This is a genomic window from Stenomitos rutilans, assembly GCF_059505485.1.
On sequence record NZ_JCACKR010000053.1, the window covers coordinates 40,196 to 58,749 of the forward strand.

At 51.3% G+C, this 18,554-nt stretch carries 19 protein-coding genes and 1 pseudogene; 8 read left to right on the forward strand and 12 right to left on the reverse strand.

Annotated features, from left to right (window positions below):
* Window positions 1-94 precede the first annotated feature (94 nt).
* The 4 genes from psbE (at window position 95) to AC5JLP_RS09200 (ending at window position 817) form a co-directional block, all read left to right on the forward strand.
* Window positions 95-343, forward strand: a complete 249-nt coding sequence (psbE, locus tag AC5JLP_RS09185) for a cytochrome b559 subunit alpha (RefSeq protein WP_496067633.1) — start codon at window positions 95-97, stop codon at window positions 341-343.
* Between the two features lie 20 nt (window positions 344-363).
* Complete coding sequence (gene psbF / locus AC5JLP_RS09190) at window positions 364-498, forward strand: cytochrome b559 subunit beta (protein ID WP_106258966.1); 135 nt, start codon at window positions 364-366, stop codon at window positions 496-498.
* Window positions 499-507: 9 nt separating this feature from the next.
* Window positions 508-630, forward strand: coding sequence for a photosystem II reaction center protein PsbL (psbL, locus tag AC5JLP_RS09195; RefSeq protein ID WP_496067634.1), 123 nt, complete (start codon window positions 508-510; stop codon window positions 628-630).
* A gap of 67 nt (window positions 631-697) precedes the next feature.
* Complete coding sequence (locus AC5JLP_RS09200) at window positions 698-817, forward strand: photosystem II reaction center protein J (RefSeq protein ID WP_496067635.1); 120 nt, start codon at window positions 698-700, stop codon at window positions 815-817.
* Between the two features lie 187 nt (window positions 818-1,004).
* On the opposite strand, the gene AC5JLP_RS09205 is transcribed toward AC5JLP_RS09200, so the two are convergent.
* From AC5JLP_RS09205 to AC5JLP_RS09220, 4 genes are all read right to left on the reverse strand, one after another.
* Window positions 1,005-1,133, reverse strand: coding sequence for a photosystem I reaction center subunit VIII (locus tag AC5JLP_RS09205; RefSeq protein ID WP_445927140.1), 129 nt, complete (start codon window positions 1,131-1,133; stop codon window positions 1,005-1,007).
* Window positions 1,134-1,264: 131 nt separating this feature from the next.
* On the reverse strand, window positions 1,265-3,751 hold the full coding sequence (locus AC5JLP_RS09210; protein ID WP_496067636.1) for a hypothetical protein: 2,487 nt from the start codon (window positions 3,749-3,751) through the stop codon (window positions 1,265-1,267).
* Window positions 3,752-4,010: 259 nt separating this feature from the next.
* Window positions 4,011-4,307 (reverse strand): hypothetical protein, encoded by a 297-nt coding sequence (locus AC5JLP_RS09215; protein WP_496067637.1) that lies wholly within the window; start codon window positions 4,305-4,307, stop codon window positions 4,011-4,013.
* A gap of 89 nt (window positions 4,308-4,396) precedes the next feature.
* Window positions 4,397-5,389, reverse strand: a complete 993-nt coding sequence (locus AC5JLP_RS09220; protein WP_496067638.1) for a hypothetical protein — start codon at window positions 5,387-5,389, stop codon at window positions 4,397-4,399.
* Between the two features lie 735 nt (window positions 5,390-6,124).
* Between AC5JLP_RS09220 and AC5JLP_RS09225 the strand changes: the two genes are divergently transcribed.
* Window positions 6,125-6,508, forward strand: a complete 384-nt coding sequence (locus AC5JLP_RS09225) for a hypothetical protein (protein ID WP_496067639.1) — start codon at window positions 6,125-6,127, stop codon at window positions 6,506-6,508.
* Between the two features lie 84 nt (window positions 6,509-6,592).
* Here the strand turns inward: AC5JLP_RS09225 and hpnH are convergent, their stop codons facing one another.
* The 7 genes and pseudogenes from hpnH to AC5JLP_RS09260 form a co-directional block, all read right to left on the reverse strand.
* The gene (hpnH, locus tag AC5JLP_RS09230; protein ID WP_496067640.1) at window positions 6,593-7,615 is read right to left on the reverse strand and encodes an adenosyl-hopene transferase HpnH; all 1,023 of its coding nucleotides are present in this window, start codon (window positions 7,613-7,615) and stop codon (window positions 6,593-6,595) included.
* Between the two features lie 92 nt (window positions 7,616-7,707).
* Complete coding sequence (gene hpnA, locus AC5JLP_RS09235) at window positions 7,708-8,724, reverse strand: hopanoid-associated sugar epimerase (protein WP_496067641.1); 1,017 nt, start codon at window positions 8,722-8,724, stop codon at window positions 7,708-7,710.
* Window positions 8,725-8,816: 92 nt separating this feature from the next.
* A complete protein-coding gene (locus AC5JLP_RS09240) occupies window positions 8,817-8,930 on the reverse strand; it encodes a hypothetical protein (RefSeq protein WP_496067682.1) in 114 nt (37 codons plus the stop codon).
* A gap of 66 nt (window positions 8,931-8,996) precedes the next feature.
* A complete protein-coding gene (locus tag AC5JLP_RS09245; protein WP_496067642.1) occupies window positions 8,997-9,239 on the reverse strand; it encodes a DUF6887 family protein in 243 nt (80 codons plus the stop codon).
* Window positions 9,239-9,379: pseudogene (locus AC5JLP_RS09250) on the reverse strand (DUF6888 family protein); the annotation flags it as partial. The gene AC5JLP_RS09245 and the pseudogene AC5JLP_RS09250, both read right to left, overlap by 1 nt.
* Window positions 9,380-9,476: 97 nt before the next feature.
* Window positions 9,477-12,176 carry an efflux RND transporter permease subunit gene (locus tag AC5JLP_RS09255; RefSeq protein ID WP_496067643.1) on the reverse strand — a complete coding sequence of 900 codons (2,700 nt, stop codon included), beginning with the start codon at window positions 12,174-12,176 and terminating at the stop codon, window positions 9,477-9,479.
* A 162-nt stretch (window positions 12,177-12,338) separates the two neighbouring features.
* Window positions 12,339-14,597: a DUF4912 domain-containing protein gene (locus tag AC5JLP_RS09260; RefSeq protein WP_496067644.1), complete on the reverse strand. Its 2,259-nt coding sequence runs from the start codon at window positions 14,595-14,597 to the stop codon at window positions 12,339-12,341.
* Window positions 14,598-14,934: 337 nt separating this feature from the next.
* Here AC5JLP_RS09260 and AC5JLP_RS09265 point away from each other — a divergent pair, with 337 nt between their 5' ends.
* The gene (locus tag AC5JLP_RS09265) at window positions 14,935-15,600 is read left to right on the forward strand and encodes a 5'-methylthioadenosine/S-adenosylhomocysteine nucleosidase family protein (RefSeq protein WP_496067645.1); all 666 of its coding nucleotides are present in this window, start codon (window positions 14,935-14,937) and stop codon (window positions 15,598-15,600) included.
* Window positions 15,601-15,612: 12 nt separating this feature from the next.
* Here AC5JLP_RS09265 and AC5JLP_RS09270 read toward each other — a convergent pair whose 3' ends face one another.
* Window positions 15,613-16,041, reverse strand: a complete 429-nt coding sequence (locus tag AC5JLP_RS09270; RefSeq protein WP_496067646.1) for a VOC family protein — start codon at window positions 16,039-16,041, stop codon at window positions 15,613-15,615.
* A gap of 238 nt (window positions 16,042-16,279) precedes the next feature.
* Between AC5JLP_RS09270 and AC5JLP_RS09275 the strand changes: the two genes are divergently transcribed.
* Together AC5JLP_RS09275 and AC5JLP_RS09280 are read left to right on the forward strand one after the other, a co-directional pair.
* Window positions 16,280-17,623 (forward strand): hemolysin family protein, encoded by a 1,344-nt coding sequence (locus tag AC5JLP_RS09275; protein ID WP_496067647.1) that lies wholly within the window; start codon window positions 16,280-16,282, stop codon window positions 17,621-17,623.
* Between the two features lie 189 nt (window positions 17,624-17,812).
* Window positions 17,813-18,433, forward strand: a complete 621-nt coding sequence (locus AC5JLP_RS09280; protein ID WP_496067648.1) for a DUF4129 domain-containing protein — start codon at window positions 17,813-17,815, stop codon at window positions 18,431-18,433.
* Window positions 18,434-18,554 lie beyond the last annotated feature (121 nt).

Consider the following 18,554-nt stretch of genomic DNA (forward strand, 5'->3'; position numbering starts at 1 on the left):
TTACTTAATCTTAAAAAGTTGCTTGTGAGTGGTTCGGTGGTTTCGTATGATGAACATAAGTCAGCGTTTAATTGTTGTCAGTGGAGGAATCTAAATGGCTGGTACTACTGGAGAGCGCCCGTTTGGGGACATCGTTACAAGCATCCGTTACTGGGTGATTCATAGCATCACAATTCCAGCATTATTCATTGCCGGTTGGCTGTTTGTGCAGACAGGTTTGGCCTATGACGCGTTTGGTACCCCTCGTCCCAACGAATACTATCCAACGCAAGTGCAATCAGCACCGATTATTAAAGACCGCTTTGAAGCGAAACAAGAGATTGAAGAGTTTCTCGCCAAGTAATTTAAGGATGACTCACCGTTATGACTAGCAGAACCCCCAACGAACCCGTTACGTATCCTATTTTCACTGTGAGATGGCTAGCTGTGCATACGCTGGCTGTGCCGTCTGTTTTCTTTTTAGGCGCGATCGCCGCAATGCAGTTTATTCAACGATAGGGAATACTCATGGCAACCAGAAGTCCAAACCCCAACAAGCAGCCAGTCGAGCTAAACCGTACATCGCTTTACCTGGGCTTGCTGATGATTTTTACACTTGGCATTCTCTTTTCTAGCTATTTCTTTAACTAGTTCTTTTCAGCTTTCAGTTGGCTTCCCTTTGCATCAGATGAGCTTTTTCGTTTAAGAGGTGATTGTTGTGTCTAGTTCTGGAAGAATTCCGTTGTGGATTGTAGCGACGATCGCGGGCACGGGCGTGCTGGTCGTTCTGGGTCTTTTCTTTTATGGTGCTTATTCAGGTCTTGGTTCCTCCATGTAGACCCTGGATTAACGCGTTTAATACAGAGTCCAAGCCTGTTTGAAATCTGTGTCAAGAGCGTGCGGTTGACAAGCAAAAAGAGACCTCTTAACTAAGTTAGGAGGTCTCTTTTCAATGGTTTGCTACAGGTGGCCTGCTACAGGTCAATGTCTGCTGCAAGCAGTGGGGATCTTAAACAGCGATGCTCTTAAATACCGCTTGGATCTTCACGTTCGATATAGAGAAACAGTAGGCCAAAAACCACTGCGGGCAGGAGCCAGCAAACAACTGGGATGAGAATCCAGGGTAAGAACGAAGCTGCGTATGAACCTGTCATAACAAGTTTCCTATCTAAATTTAAGTGGTTCCAAAACTGACTTTACTGTGAAGCGGTGTCATGTTTCTGACTTCTAACCATTCTTAATATTCAGTGCTTCAGCACATTTAATACTTGAGAGAGGTCAAGCTCTAAGCATGAAAGTCGTCTAAAGAAACGTTTGGCAAATCAGGTGGCACCACAATTCGATCAACGGCGACTTTGTAGCTTTCGCGCTGGGTATGCATTTCAACCGCGATCGCCTCAAAACGAAGCTCCACACTTCCAAATGGTACTGTCAGTGGGGTCATTGCTTCTAACTCACCTAGTCCATTGGGGAGAAAATCGACAAGCCAACGGGGGCCATCCAGTAGTGAACGGGTTTGGCGATCGATGACCCAGAGCTTGACGTAAATGCGGGGCAGGAGATCAGGCAATTTGACCCGTATACTGATGGGCTTCCCAGCCGTTAATTCTCCCGTTGTCACTTCCAGAATTGGGGTTGGCACAGGGTCGTCTGCTGGCAAAAGCAAATGACTGGGTGGTGTGTCTAAAGGCTCTGGCTCAGTAGAGGCAACTGGCTTGCTGCGTCGTCGCTCGGTTGGCTGGGAATCGTCATCAATGACAATCTCCTCGCTGAGGGAACGGTCTTCCGCAAGCGCTGGTGACTGTGCTGGCGAAGACGAAGCTTGACCAGGCGCGATATTGGCTTTTAACAGCGCTGAAAGCTCAGCATCTGTCGCTAATGAAGTCAGGCGGGTGAGAAATCGATCCTGAAGCTTCAGTGATTGAAAGGACATTTGAGTAGGCGATGGCAAATCCAGCGGTACTTCTTCGGTAGCTGGATCGATATTGTCTACTGCAACGCTTGTGTTTACATCAGAGGATGCCGTCTCGCCTACCTCGTTAGTCAAAGCATCAGAACGTGCTTCCTCTGTAGCCTGAATGTTATCTGAAGCTATGTACTCCGCTTCAGCACTGTCTATCGGCACATCGACAGCGGCGCTAGCCGCCGACTCAACGGTTGGGGGCTCTGTGGAAACCTGCTCATTTGCTGATGAAGCATCGGTCGAAACTGTTGGTGACGCAACCAGCTTAAACGCAGGCAAGTCAGGTGCTTTGGCGCGGACTTGATTGGGAGCAGGTCGATAAATTTGAGGTGGCAACGGTTGCCCAGCCAGGGATGGAAAGCGGGGCGATCGCTCTACTGGTGACTCGACGATCGACTCACTCAAGAAGGATAGGTCGATCGCAGGAGTGGCTTGCTCTTTTAGACGAGACGATAGTTCTAGCGGCAAATCAATGCGCTCTTCATCTTCAATATCAGCCGTCAGGGCATCATTCAGCTTCGTCAGTTCGTTAACCAGCGCGCCAGGGTCAACCGTAATGGAAAACGCCTGGGTGACGAGTGCGATTGAGGTAGCCTCATTACCGATGAACGTGCCACAGAGCAAAACTTCTCCCAAGACGAGGTGGGTTGTAAATGCATCGGGTAGCGAGAAGAAAAAGGTGAAGGGACAGGGTAGGGGCTGCTGCTGAAGCGGTTGGCGATCGCTGACCAGAACCTGTAGGCTCTGAGGGTCACGCAGACAAAGCTGAATTTCTTGAGCGGTTACACCCAGCAGATCGAGTGCAACATCGCTTTCCCACGGGTCACTCAGCCCTTGCTCTCTGGTTGGCATAGGGGATGTAGCAGACGGGACTAAGCGCTGACCAGCAACAGACTCGGAGGTCGATACAATCGCCAACTGCCCAGAAAGCGTCATGACCTCTCCCCGTGCCGCCACAAACGCGGATTGGTCGAGCGTCAGCATAAACGTTTCATTGGCGGCGAGCGTGTAGCCTGTAGAAGATTGCTCCTCCCCTGACTCAGCCATCGAATCGCCTGATGATGTCGGTGCGACTGTGGCTGGTTCAGGCGTTGGCTGTGCTGTTTCATTGGAAGCCGCTGTTGGTGCATTGGCGATCGCAGTCAAATCAAAATCTTGCAGCACTTCATCAACCAACTGATCAGACATTTGCTCCGCAATTTGGAACAGCCGATCCATTGAAGCCGCAAGGATTTCAGCCACCTCTGGGGGTAAAGAGACTGGTTGACTAGCCGCTGTGGATGATGAGAGTGGCTCATCTGCTGCGGACGCGCCTACTATCGCGGCATGATTCATCACACCCGTATTGGGGTCTGCCTCGCTTTGCACTGGCTCTATACCTTGTGCCGTCGGTGTAGATGTGGCAGCAGGCTGAGCCGTAGGTGCCACCCAATCTGGCTCCCAGTCTTCTTCTAAGGAATGCGCGAGGACTTGCAGCTTTAACGCATACGGTTGCGCTCCTGCCATCAGGTCACTCATCAAGTCGGCGGGAGAGCAGCATAATTCCCACTGGCCTGACTCAAGGTGGGTAAAGGGAATGACCACCATCAAGCCATCGTGATTCGTTCGGCACGATCGTTTCTGGATGCGACGCTTAGGAGGTACGGCTTCGGTTGCCAGGTGCGCGATGCGGATGTCGATCGCGGCGTTTATATACCTTGAGCGAGCCACCACGCGGTAGCGACCCTCCAGGATTTCTACATCTGGCGAATCGAGTGGAAGCCAGGAGCGATCGCCCTCTTTCTGCAATAAAAATTCCCAGTGTTCCATCTCACACCCGCGCCGAAGCCCTGCTAGATTCGCTGTTTAACACTCATTGTCCAAAGTCACCGTCATCAAACAAACTGCCGTAAACGCTATATCTAGCGCTTAAGAATCATTTTACTTCCGTTTTAAGCTTCAGATAATACCTAAATATAGTGGACTGATCCAGAAAATTCACATTCTGTTTAAATCTGGCTTTCAGTGTAGCCCACGCATACACTTGCTCTGCCCCTGCCCCGCCAATTCATAGAGATGATCAGCCACTCTATAAACGAGCAAAGAATTTAGTCAATCGCACCATTGTAGAGAGAACAGATTGTATTTCTCCTGCCTCATTGACTTCTTCCCGCAACTGTTGCATTTTGGCAACATCCGCTGGTGTACAGGTAAGTTCGCTTTCCAAAATGCGGCAACGGATCTCTGAAAAAGTCATCATGGCTCTGTCCAGGTCATCTTTGAGCTGCACCTTGCCATCCAAATCGGCCTCCATATAACGAATATCCAACTCGTTCATCACAGCCGCCGCTGTTTGTAGAAAGAGGGTGTTGCTGTCGGTCATCATCAGGTTCCTACAGTGATTGTATTCTCAAGTCTTTTGGCGGTATACGGAGTATTGGGGGCGCGATAAAGCCGCATATTTTTGGATAGAGGTCATTTCTTCACCGAAAGCGATGCCTGCGCTTTGCGTCGATTGACGACAGCTGTATTCACTTGACCTAGCGCTAAGTTTGCTGCACCTTTCCACAATGGATCTTGGTTGATTTCGCCAATGACGCTGGTTGTTTTAACACGCAAAAAGCTTACATCTCGTCCGCTAATGCCTCCAGCGATGTTGAGAATACGAGGTACTAGCGCATTGATCGTGTTGAGATCAAGCTGATCGTAGCGGTTGATCAGGTTCCCTAGCTCTTTGCCCAGCACAGCCGCTTTGAGGCATTGGGTGAGAGTTGACTCTAGCAGTTTTTGCTCTTGTAGCTTCACCTGCTGCCATTCACCCATAATCTCGCCGACCTGATTTTCGATATCGCGTAGCTTGTCTCGTGAGGCTTGGGGGCTGGCATCAATCGAGCCGTGGTTTGCTTTGAGCTGTGTCTGAAGCGACTGGTAAGCCTGGCGTTGCTTGCGTAGTTTGACGACGATCGCATTGCGATAGCGGTAGAGAACGGGCGGGTTTTTGCTTACTGCATCGGCAAAGAGCGCCATCTGTACGGTCAGCGTTTTGGCATGTTCGGCTGATTGGCGGACTTCATCCACGGCAACCAGACTGCCCGCATCGAGTTTGTCAAAAATAGTGGCAAAGGTTTCGTATTGGTTCCGTAGATCAGCCGTAAAGGTGTTCCACTCTGGATCATCAGGTGGCTTGTAGGGATCGATCGCCAAATCAATCAAACTGGCATTAATGTCACTTTTGGAGTTCAAGATGCCCGTCACAAAGTCGCTTCGGATTTCAGACTGCGATCGCGGCGGCGGTTCCAACTCTTGCTTGCGCATGTCGTCGATCGCCTGGATCGCTGCCAGCGATTCGGACTTAAACTGCACAGCAGCACTCTGAATGGCGCGCGCCTTCTCCACATTGCAGCCTGTTAGCGAACTACTACCAATCAAGAGAAAACAGGCAAGCAAGGAACTCTGTAAGCGCTTCATCGAATGGTTGATCAGAAAAAACCGTTATGCCCTATCAAAAGCGATTTTGAGAGAAAAAGCCGCTTTCAGATAAAAGAATTTATATAGGACTGACGCAAACCTCCGAGGTTTTCACCTGGTTGGCTGACAAATCTTGCCGGGATCGTCCACCCCGTCCTGCACTCAAAGTGCGGGCTAACCGAAGGAACTCCTCTTTAGAGGACTGCAAGCATCTCGCCACACGTTTTAACGGGTTTCGCGTTGTTAGCTCGGCTTTTAAGCACGGGCAGGTGAGCAACAGCGTCATCAGCCTTTCAAGACTTCTGTTTAGTCAATCAGCGTGTTCACCAGGCATCAGGCGTCATCACTAAATGTCGTCGCTTAAACTGCCGAGGTTTCAATCAAAATGCATGAGTCCTATGCATATCAAAGTTTAGAAGCTCCATGTCAGTCTTTTCACGCCTGTCTCCTACTTTTTGACTCCCGAATTCTGCTGTAATTTGTATTGCCTGCATTCACACCACAGAACTATAACTTTTGTTGGAGGAAACATGCTGTGTCGAACGTTAGTCTTGACGATGTGCTGAGAGATGTTAATCGCTTGAAGTTACTGGTTTGAAGTAAAGAATAATACCAACGACCTCATCCATCTGTGCAGACGATTGCAATTCTCGTTGATTGTAATTGCCACCTTTGGAGCAAGTAAACACATCTCAGAACAGCGAAAGGTTAAGAACGCATTAATGGAGCAATGGCATGACACATTTGATTTCTAGAGCGATCGCTCGTTTTAACGCCTTACTGAATAGACTGCAACTAAAACAAGTTTTCGCAGCTGCTTTAGTTGGCTTTCTTCTATTAACCACCAACGTTGATCCTGGCAAGAATGATCAAGCCTTGCCTGCAAACCTTCGCGATCGCATTAACCAAAACGATGCTGATCGACCCAAAACAACCGGGCAATGGAATCGAGAATCCCGTGAAACAGAAGGCGATCTTGGTGAGCGCTTTAAGCGCATTGGTAAAGAATCAGCAGAAGCCTTTAAAGAATTTGGCTCAGGCTATGCGAAGGGTGCTGAGAAAACTGCTGACGATGTTTGGAGTGGTGCCGATCGTGCAGCTAGAGATCTTACTGATTAAAAGATCTGCTGTGCCATTTAGCGTCATGTCTTGGGCATGAATTTGTAGGGACGTTCCATGAAACGTCCCTACAAATATATTGGTTCAGTTTGCAACACCAAACACGCTGCCGATCGCCCGCATCATGTTTTGCGGCTGCATCGCATCGACAGCGGCGGTGGGTTCATAGCCGCAATGCACCATGCAGTCGGCGCATTGAGAATTGCCGCTAGAGTGCCCATATTGGCTCCAATCAGTGTTGTCCAGAAGTTCCTGGAACGTCTCATAATGCCCCTCGTTGAGCAGGTAGCAAGGCTTTTGCCAACCCAGTACGCTGTAGCTTGGCATTCCCCAGGGTGTGCATTCATAGTCTTTAACACCCGTGAGAAAGTCTAGGAACAGGGGATTGTGATTGAAGTTCCAGTTCTTTTGACCCGCCTTAAAGGGAGCCAGAATTTCGCGGAAGAGTGATTTCGTTTGTTCGCGCTTGAGGAAATGTTCCTGGTCAGGTGCCCACTCGTAGCTGTAGCCGGGGGACACCATCATGCCATCGGTGCCCAGCGTTTCAAGGAAATCGAAGAAGCTTTGCATCTCTTTTGGGTCAGTGCCATCAAAAATCGTGGTGTTGGTAGTGACCCGGAAGCCTTTCGCTTTCGCCGCTTTGATCGCTTTGACGGCAACATCAAACACGCCCTTGCGATCGACGCACTTGTCGTGATGTTCGCGCAAGCCATCCAAGTGGACGCTAAACGTCAGATAAGGCGAGGGCGTAAACTTATCCAGGCTCTTCTCCAGCAAAATGCCGTTGGTGCAGAGGTAAATAAATTTTTTGCGATCGACCAGACCCCGCACAATTTCGTCGATTTGGGGATGCAATAATGGTTCCCCACCAGGAATGGCAACCACAGGTGCCCCGCACTCTTCAACAGCAGCAAAGCACTGTTCAGGGGTCATATTCTGACGCAGAATGTCGGTGGGATGTTGAATTTTGCCACAACCAGGGCACGCTAGATTGCAACGAAACAGCGGTTCCAGCATTAAGGTCAGGGGATACTTTGTGCGTCCCTTCAGACGTTGAGAGACGATATACTTACCAACTTCGATCGCCTGCTGTAGAAGAATTGCCATACATTTTCACTCCTCAAAACGGGAACACGGATGAAGAAAGGCTCAAGTATGTAGCTTGCTTCTGCGAAGCAGTAGGCCAAAGGCTTAAATTTTTATCCTTGAGCCTTGAGCCTTTCCCCTTTGCCTTTCAACACGTAACCATTTTTTACAAACCACTCTATGCTATCGTGCAACGCCGTAGAAATGGGGGTTTGCGGTAGACCGAGTTCGCGTACGGCTTTAGCGGCATCGTAGTACATCGGCTGTTGCGACATCCGAACGCCATCTAGCGGTACAGATGGCGTTTTACCCAGCGGCGCGAGAATTTGCTCGTCAATCCATGCAACCGTGAGGGGAATCCAGGCCGGAATTGATCGCTGGGGCGCGGGTTGCCCTGTCAACTGGGCTAGCTGATCGAGCAGTTGCTTGAGCGTCAGGTTTTGATGGCCCAGAATATAGCGATCGCCCGTCTTCCCTTTCTGTAATGCCAGCAAATGTCCCCACGCGACATCCTGCACATGGACGAAGTTTAGTCCGGTATCCACATAAGCAGGCATCTGGCGACGGAGAAAGCGCAGGATAATGTCTCCTGTTGGTGTGGGCTTGATATCCCAGGGGCCGATCGGGCTACTGGGGTTAACAATCACAACATCCTGTCCTGCCTGCATCGCTTTGACTGCTTCCTGTTCGGCAAGATATTTTGATTTCTTGTAGTGACCAATTAATTTTTCAACCGGGCTTTGGTACATTTCGTTTACAGGTTTGCCGTCACTGCCCACGCCGATCGCTGCAACCGAACTGGTATAGACGGTGCGTTCTACCCCAACCTTCTGTGCGGCTGCCAAAATGTTACGGGTACCGACGACATTGTTTTGATACAGTGCCTCGCGATCGGTTTGCCACAGCGAGTAATGGGCTGCCGCGTGAAAGAGAAATTGACACCCTTTAATGTGTTGCCACAAGCCGGGATCATTCAAGTCACTTTGGACGATTTCGACATCCAGATTTTGCAGGTTGTCTAAGCGGCTGTGCGATCGCGCTAGTGCCTTCACCGCATATCCTTCTTGCAGCAGTAGGCGGACCAGATTCGCGCCAATAAACCCCGTTCCACCCGTAACAAATGCTTGCATTGAGTCTTTAGTGTAGTTGTGGCGGCTAACTCATTGAATAGATTGAGAAATTTAAGAGTCTTCCTGCTATTTTTTGCCTTTCAAATGCTCTGTTATAGCTGGGCGACATCATCTTCAGGCGCATATACCTGTGTAGTTGGATTCTCGCTATAGCGCTTGTTGATGTAGCTCTGGAGGGCTTTACCATCATTCCAGTGTGCTAAAATATAGGCTCAAAGTTTAAGTGTGTCATGTTTGAAAAGCCTGGTTTTCCGCTTATGTAGATCTCAAAATTATTCCATGCGTTCTACTGTATTGTTGTCTGCTTGGCTACTACCCAAAGCTTCTAATTTTTGTCGAATTGCTGCTTGAATCTTGGCATCAAAATCAGGATCGCTTGGTCTCGCAATGACTGTTTTCGGGCGCTGGCTAAACCTGTCCAAATACGCTTGAAAAGTATCTTGATCTTGGCGATTTGACAGAAAGTATCGTTTTAATTCAGCATCATTCATGGCATCAAGATTTACTTGACTCATCACAACACCTCCCCGTTTTGTATAATTTCAAACTCAAGCGTTTCATCGTATCCAGCCAAAACGTAGACATTGCGAGTATGATGATCAATGCAGATCAGATGAATCGGTTGCAACATGATAAACGTTAACTGATAGCTGACACGACATAAACTTTCTAATTAAGACACAGTAGGCATTTTGGATACTTGCTCCACCTGATGCTCATTTTAACAAACGCTTCAATCTCTCGTATTCGGCTCAAATGGATTTCCTCTTTAATCGAAGTTTGATGTCGTCCAGTAGTGCGTAGACGACGGGAACGACGATCAGGCTCAGGAGTGTAGAGGTGACGAGTCCGCCGATGATGGCGATCGCCATTGGTGCTCTGAGTTCGGCTCCGGCTCCCAAACCCAGTGCGATCGGCAGCATGCCAAGAATCGTGGCAGCGGTGGTCATCAAGATGGGGCGTAGGCGGACAGGAGCCGCTTTGAGGATGGCATCGGTACGAGAAACCCCGCTGCGGCGCAACTGATTGATGTAATCCACCAGCAGAATGGCGTTTTTGTTGACCAGACCCAGCAGAAACACGATGCCAATGACCGAAATCATGCCGAAGTCGCTCCGCGTGAGCAAGGATGCCAGCAACGCGCCCACGATCGACAATGGCAGCGAGAACGCAATCACCAGCGGGTCAGTCCAACTGCGGAAGAGCAGCAGCAGCACCGCGAGAATGCAGACGACCGAGAGGGTAAGCGTGGTGCCAAAGCTGCCAAAAATTTCGCCCACTCTAGCCGAATCGCCGCCCAGATCGAGCGTGATGGAGGCTGGCTTGACTTCATTGGCGATCGCCACGACACGATCGGTCGCGGCACCCAATGCCAAATTTTGCTCTAAGTTTGCGCTGACGTATGCCACACGACGAGCATTCCAGCGATCGATCTCGACAATTTTGTCACTGGTGTTAGCGTCACCTGTGGTGCTGATATCCGCAAAGCCAGGTAGTTTCTCAAGCCGCTGTTTAATGGTTTTTGCCGTCTGGCTTAACACCAGCGGATCATCGCCGATCAACGCAACCTGTAACGGCTTCTCACCACCCGTATCAATAAACTGAATATCTTCAACGCTTGTCGTCACCCCTTTGAGCACAGGCAAATTTTGTCGAAACTGGTCTTGTACCTCAGCCGTGTGGATAGTGCGGTCTTTGCGGAGCTTGACGTAAAGCGTGCCTTTGTTGGGCTGTTGCCGAGTGCCCACAGTCGTAAAAACGGCTTCCACCTGAGGCGACTTCAGCACAAAGGCTTCGAGCTTCTTCGCCGTGTCGAGCGATTCGGTAAGGGGGTTGATAGGAGGTGCCTGTTGCGCTGTTAAGTCGGCACGATTGATACCTGCGGGAAGCGTCGTTGGAGGGGCACCAGTACCCTGAGCCTGAGCCGCTTGAGCCAGTGCCGCCTGGGGTAGAGGAGCGGTGTACGTGATGTTAAATTCGCCCCGATCGAGCTTGGGAATAAACCCCTTCGGAATGATGGGAATGAGCGCCACACCTGCTGCAAAGCTAAGCAATGCCGCGCCAATCACAATGCCCCGATGGTTGAGTGACCATTGCAGCAAACTCCAATAACTGCGGACAAACCCTGACCAACGCTGTGTCGTGGGCTGATGCTGTTGTGGTCGCAGCCAGTAAACCGCCAGCAAGGGCGACAATGTGCGGGCCACCAGCAGCGAAATGATGACAGCGGCTGAAACGGTGATACCAAAGGGGCGAAAAAACTGACCAATCACCCCTTCCATCAGGCCAACGGGCAGAAAAACTGCCGCGATCGTCAAAGTTGCCGCCGTCACCGTGAGGCCGATCTCGTTCGTGGCGTTGATGGCAGCCTGTCGAGGCGATGTGTTTTCTTCATCCAGGTGGCGGGCGATGTTTTCCACATCCACGATCGCGTCGTCAACAATAATCCCCACCACTAGGGCCAGCGCTAACAGCGTGATGGTTTCCAGGTTGAACCCAAAGCTTGCCATCACAATGAAAGTGCCGAGCAGGGAGGTGGGAATCGCCAGTGCCGAGATCAGCGTGGCCTTCCAGTTCCACAAGAAAGGAAAGATGACGATCACCGAGAGCGCGGTTGCCAGCACCAGAGCATCCAGCGTGGAATCTGTTGCTTCACGGATGTACTCTGCCTGCGTTTCTGCCAGGTTGATCTGTACCTCTAAGACCTGCGATCGCACCTTTTCAACAGACTGCTCAATGGCTTTTACCACCTCCAGTGTATTGGCATTGCTACGCTTGATGACCTCAAAGGCTAAGGCATCTCGACCGCTAAACCGTACCGCAGAGGTGCCTGCATCCAGGATCACCTGTTCGGCTGTGTTTGGCTTTGATGCAGGTGTTTTGACCGTTGCCCCACCGGGAATGCCCAGCAGGTTGACCTTGAGGACACCAGGTACTTGTGCGATCGTGGGTAGAATCCGTTCTTGAGTCAACGTCGTCAACTGCGATAAGGACTGTTGCTTGCTTTCAACGACGTAGCTGGCAACCGCAGACTCATTCAAATTAACAGGAGTGAGCTTATACGTGCTGTTATTCGCCAACTTGAGCGGTTTAAGCGTGGCATCAACGCGCTTCACCGATTGTTCTAAATTGGTGCCGACCTCAAACGACAGGCTGACGATCGCCCGTCCTGGATAGGTCGAAGAGCGCACACCATTCAAGCCTTCTTTTTCTAGCCCCTTCAGTGCCTGTTCGAGGGGGGCTGTGAGTTTAGTTTCAGTCTCTTGAGCGGTCGCCAGTTCTGCCGACGCATTCACCACCACCACGGGAAAGGTAATATCCGGAAACAGGGCATACTTAAGCGAACTGAATGCCATTATCCCCGCAATGGAAACAGCAAGCCAAAAGCCCAGCGTCAGCCAGGGGTACTCGATCGCTAGCTTAGAAATGTTAAAACGCTCTCGCAAAGACATTGCGGTAGTAGGTCCAACCCTTAATGATCTATTAGCCATCCTACCGTTTCACACTCTAAACGACTGCTTTGAGCGATCGTTGGCATCAAGAGCACTCAAAGCAGAGCCAAAGTGTAAAATACGGGCTTTAACGGCTCGTTTAACGGTGCGTGGAACACTTTCTTAAGCGCCAGGAACCCGTGTGGGGATCGATCGTGCCAGGCTTAAAAAGCGTCCATCCAACGTGGTGTAGCCAAGTTCAGCCACATAGTCAACATTGCTGACGGGAATGGGTACGAGCTGCTCTTGCTCCCATTCGTTGCAGAGAAACTGCTGCATACTGTAGCCAGAAGCGGTTTCGGTACCCATCACGTCATAGATTCGCAGTACTAATTGCTGCCCACCCTGATGCTTCAGAGCATCCTTGTCTGTTTGAAGCACCTTCCAATGGATGTAGGCACTTTGACGGTCACGAGGCACCAGAAAAATCTCATGGCTTGTTGCCTGATGGTCTCCTGCCAAACTGTCTTCAGTGGCGCGATCGTGGCGCTGATCCCTTGCCGCTTCGTGTGAAAAGAAGGACGTGGACGTGGTGCCAGGATCGCCTTTTGACCGACCAACCACGTCTAAGTAGGCGTAAGCGTCTGCGGTCTTGGGTGGCATCAGGCTAATGTGATTCGCTTCGGCGCTAAAAGGCTGATAGGTGCGATCGTCCGCAAGCATCGTGCGAGTACCTGCATCGCCTTCTGGTGCGGTATCTTCTGCCACGCCACCGTCTACCAAAGGGGCACCGTCGGTTGTCTTTCCCTCATCCCGTAGCACGGGCGATGGTTCACTCACAGGCGTTGGTTCATCTGTTGCGATCGATGGCTGTGGCGCTAGGCAGGCAGGCACATGTACGGCCTCCGAGCGAGCAACCGAAAGCCAGCGGCCATCTTCGGCAACGTATCCGAGTTCAGTCAGATAATCACGATCGTCTGTCCGAATGGGAAGGTGTCGATCGTGCGCCTCAGTATCGCAATCAAATTCCTGCAAACTAACGGGCGGTTGGTGGTCAAGATCGACCCCCGTCACCTCGTAGAGCCGTAGCACAAGTTTACGAGCGCCCTGCTGCTGTAGCGCCTCTTTTTCATCCGTGGGCATTTCCCAGTAAACGTAGGCGTTTGTGCAATCGCGGGGTACCAGAGTAATGCGACTACGACCCGTCGATTGGGTCCCCAGCAGAGGTGGGACAATCTCAGGCACGGGCACGATTGTTTCTTCCAGTGGTGCATCCGGTTCCATCGACTCAGGCAGCGGTTCTTCTGGCTCAAACTGCCCCTCACGGTCTTTCAGCAGCCACCAGAACAGTCCTCCCAAAAGCGGTAGTGCCAGCAACCACCACCAGGGCCTTGCGCTGACTAGTGACGTCTCTGGTGCGTTAGAAGGCGCGGGAGAAGCGGCCTGGGGTACCGCAGTGGCACTGGGCTTTGGGGCTGGAGCACTGGGAACTGAGACTTTGGGCGTTGGGGACGCAACTTCAGGATTAGCGGCTAGGAGAGCGGTTGACTCTTTCCGAGCGGTCTCAATAGTTTTGCGGCTGGTAGGGGCAGACGCGAAGCCCAGAAATGCCTGTGCCGATGGATTGGGCTGGGGGCCTTTGTAAACGTAGATGAGTGGCTGAGAAAACGGATACTTGGGGTTACTCGGTAAGGTTTTGTGCATGGTGAGCACGCGCACATCGCCCCGCCCTTCAAGCTGATCGGCGATCGCATACCCAATACCATCGGTGCCTAGCGCCTGTATTACCTGGCTGGTGCTGTCTTGAGCTACCTGCCGCGCCGTTTTTCCTGTAACAAAGCGGGCTTGCTTAAACACGGGGTAGTTGCGAAAGGCTTGGCGCGTGTCGCTACTGTCTGGGCGATCGATAAACCGAATGGCACCGCGAGCACCGCCCAGTTGCGACCAATCCTTAATTTCACCCCGAAAAATTTTGGCAAATTGCTCAAACGTCAAATCACCCTTAAACGGGTTCTGCGTCCCCACAATGATCGCAATTTTATGCCGTGACACGGGCACGGGGACGAGTCCCTGCGCTTTTTCCTGCTCTGTGAGCGATCGACCAATGGCTGCCAGATCAGCATTGCCATCCAGCACGTCTTTAATCGCTGGCCCTGTTCCCTGCGTATTCAGTACAACATCTGTGCCAACAAATTGCTGCTCAAAGCGCCGCTTCAGCACTTGATTAATCGTCTCCATCCCGCTGGAGCCACCAATCCGAATGACGGTGCCTACAGGTACACTGGTCGGTAGCGGAAAAGCACTGGCACCTAACACCGGAGCCAGCACGGGGTTAACGAGCCATGCCGCAATGAGCGGTCTGGCAGTGACGCCTCCGATCGTAGCTACCAGCAAAACAGAGAAGGAGACCATTGCAGTCTTTTGGTTACGCAACCGGGTCATATCAATAGCCCTGATATGTCAGTATCGATCTCACACACATATGGCGATCCTATTTGATTTGTGAACATGATGCTGGATAGCTTTCAGCTTTCAGCTTTAAATTCTAGGCTGACCGCTGACCGCTGACGCTACTTGGGTTGAACACAGCATGCTTTTCACGAATGCTTTTAGGACTGCATAGCATCATCACAGGTCAGCAACAGCATCATCACAAGTCAGGACTAATCCTACAGCGTTTTGAAATGATTGTTTCATGCCGTAAAACTGAAAGCTGAAAGCTGACCGCTAAAAGCTAACCCAAACCAACATTCACCCATCAAATTGGAACGCCAGACCTGTGATTGACACCATTCTCGTCCCGCAAGGAGCAGAATATCAAGCTGTGCGTCGGGGCGTGGGACGTACCCAGCTTCCTACTGTAATCCCTATTCCCGTTGGGCCAGCACCCCTCAGCCGCTATCTCAAAACCTGGCAGCAGACAAACACGATCGCAGGTAAGAAGCTATTAATCATGGGACTCTGCGGTAGCCTTGGGCCACAGCACGCGATCGCTGACGTGGTGCTTTATCGGGACTGTATTAACCGCACTAAACCGGGTGGTGCCCTACCCTGTGATGCGGCGTTGCTGGCATGGCTACAGCAAAAAATACCGACGGCGGCTGTAGTCAGCGCACTGACGAGCGATCGCCTTGTCTCATATGCTCAGGAAAAGCACCAGCTTGCCCAACAGTACTCGGCAACCGTAGTTGATATGGAAGGGTTTGCTGCGCTCGACGTGTTGCATCAAGCAGGCGCAAGCGTTGCCATGCTGCGAGTAGTTAGCGATAACGCACAGCACGATCTACCCGATCTGGCGCAGGCCATCGGCTCTGATGGCACTCTGCACGCATTACCGCTTGCGTGGGGCATGATGCGACAGCCGATCGCCGCGATCCGTCTCATTCGTGGCTCCCTGCGCGGGTTGAAAGCACTGACCGCGATCGCCAGACGGGTAAGTCAATGAGGGCAACGCTCGTCACGAAGGCAGAATCACCTGATCAGCATCGTCAAACGCCCAAAAGGGATTCCAAGCGACTTCCCAGAGGTGCCCATCCGGATCGGCAAAATAGCCGCTATAGCCACCCCAAAAGACATCTTGTGCTGGTTTTACGATCCGTTCGCCCAACTGCTCAACGAGTTGGAGCACCTCATCCACTTCTTCTTTCCGTTTGGTGTTGTAGGCCAACGTGATCCCTGAGAAGCCAGTTCCCACAGGCTCAACCGTTGCGTCCTCTGCCAAACTTGTACGTGAATACAGCGACAGCACGACCCCACCCAGTTGGAAAAATGCGATCTCTTCCTGGCTCGCACTCGACGGCTTCCAACCCAGCCCGTCGCGGTAAAACTGGAGTGATCGCGGCAAATCTTGTACTCCTAGCGTCACAAGGCTGAGTCGTTGCTGCATCTTTTTCTCCAAATCAATACAGATGTATTATAAAGCTACTTGAAGATTAATCGTGTCTCATTTTCTGTCAGTCAATCTAATCCCCTGCTAAATCTAATCCTCTGTTAAACAGTGGTGAGTCTACCGGGGCTTCTGCACCCTCAATGACGATCGCATGAGAAAGGTCACAGGATAGACGCTAAACTTTGGAGAGTCCTCTAAATTATTTATTGGCTAGATAACTTGATGCGTCTCGTGGATGACCATCGGATCGCCAACCCGACACATGAACACCGCCACCAATATTCCTCTACTGCTTGGAATCAACATTGCTCTGATTGCCATCAATGCCTTCTTTGCGGCAGCAGAAATCGCGCTTGTGTCCTCCAGTGATGTCCGTTTGCAGTTGCTAGCAGATCAGGGTAATCGTCGCGCCCGTATGGTGCTTGCAACCACCGAAGACAGTACGCGCTTTCTGGCAACGATTCAACTCGTCATTACGCTGACAGGCTTTCTCAATGGTGCTTTTGCGGCTGAGAACCTGGCAACGCCTCTGTCTCAGGTGCTTGTTCCGTTTATGGCCCGTGATCTGGCCGAAAAGATTTCGCTTGTCAGCGTCACCGTTGTGATTGCTCTTGTCAGCCTCATCTTTGGTGAGCTTGTCCCCAAAAAGCTAGCCATTCGCCATGCAGAGGAGTTCGCACTCTTCTGTATCCGCCCATTGCGCTTTCTGCAAAAATTGACGGCTCCGATCGTCAAGCTAATCAGCCTTTCGACCAATTTGATTTTGGAGCTAACAGGCAATCCTGAGTCTGAGGAAGAAGGGGCTGTTAGTACAGAAGAAATCAAGGCGATGGTCGATGCTGGACTGGCAGGTAGTACGGTCGGCGAACAAGAGCGCCGCATTATTCGAGGTGCCGTTGAACTCAGTCACATTACCGCACGAGCCATCATGGTGCCAAGGGTGCAAATTCAGTACCTTAAAAGCACCACATCCTTGCAGGAAGCCTGCCAGATTGTGTCTGAGAATGCCCATACTCGCCTACCTGTCTGTGATGACGATTTAGACAATATCGTGGGCATTTTGCACGTCAAGGACCTGATTCGCCCGTTGCCAGCGACGCTGGAGCACCCACCTGGCATTCGCGAACTGTTGCGCCCCGTTCATTACATTCCTGAAACGAAGTCAGCAACCGACCTGCTGACAGAAATGAAGAAGAATCGCCTGCATCTGGTTGTGGTACGCGATGAGTTTGGCGGCACCGCAGGGCTAGTCACCCTCGAAGACGTGCTGGAGGAAATCGTTGGCGAAATCCGTGACGAGTATGATGCAGAAGAAGAACGGGAGTTCCGCCAAATTAGCGCCCATGAAGGCATTTTCAAAATTCGTGCCAGCATTGCTACTGTTAACAACGAACTGGATGTGCAGTTGCCCCGTGACGAAGCAGCTACTTTAGCGGGATTGTTTTTGGAAGAGTTGCAGCGCCCTCCTGAAGCTGGTGACACGTTGCAAATTGATGATGTTCACCTCACAGTGCTTGAAGATAGTCAGCGTGTGCGGGTGATTCTGGTGCCACCGCCAGAACCAGAGGAGGTGGATTAGGGGGGGAAGAGAGAAGGGAGAAGGCAAAAGAAGTTGTAAAGCCTTCGGCATGGCTTCGCTAGGGTTTTTAGTTGCTGGTTGTTAGAAGACCGCTGACCGCTAATAGCTGGTAGCTCTTCAACTCAAAACTCAGAACTCTCTAGCGTAGCGGCGCAAAGCGCTACTCAAAACTTCTACGAGGGATAAACAGTGGCTGGTTCTTTTGAGAAAACGAGTGTCGAGTGGCAGCTTCATTTGTTACAGCAGCGTTTGAGCGAATGGCTGGAACGGCTGTTTGCTCCAAACGATCGAGCCGGGTTGCCTAACTGGTCCTTGCCAGATTGGTTGCTTCGGCTGCTGTTTTGGATTGTCATCGGTGGCCTTGTAAGCTGGGCAATCTGGCAGATTTATCAGCTTGCACGTCCTTACCTGACTGCGCTCACGATCGCCCAACAGGGACAGTCCGATCGCCAGACTCAGGTCGATCGTCCCTTCACTGTAGCTGCATGGCTTCAGCGATCGCGCACGTTTGCCCAGCAGGGAAACTATCGCGAAGCCTGCCGCGCCCTCTATAGGGCAGCCCTTCAGCACCTAAACGACACTGAACCCGTCCCCCATGAACTCAGCCGGACAGACGGCGAATATCTACGCATTGTGCAAACGCTGCCTCTCTCCGCTCCCTATCAACGCCTCATCCGCACCCATGAACAACTCTGTTTTAGCAACGCTGATATTTCCGCCGCCGAGTTCGATCGCTGCCAGCAAGCGTATCGAGCCATTGAAGCAAGGGATGGGGAGCAGCGGGAGCGTGGGAAGCCAGGGGAGATTTAGATAGCTTGTGCGTCGTTGCGGTAAAAGCTTGGCGCTTCGAGCTTTGAGCATTCACAACCGATAGTACCCCAGTAAACCATTCTCTAGCGTTTAACTTCCTCTAAAGTTGTTAACACCTGCT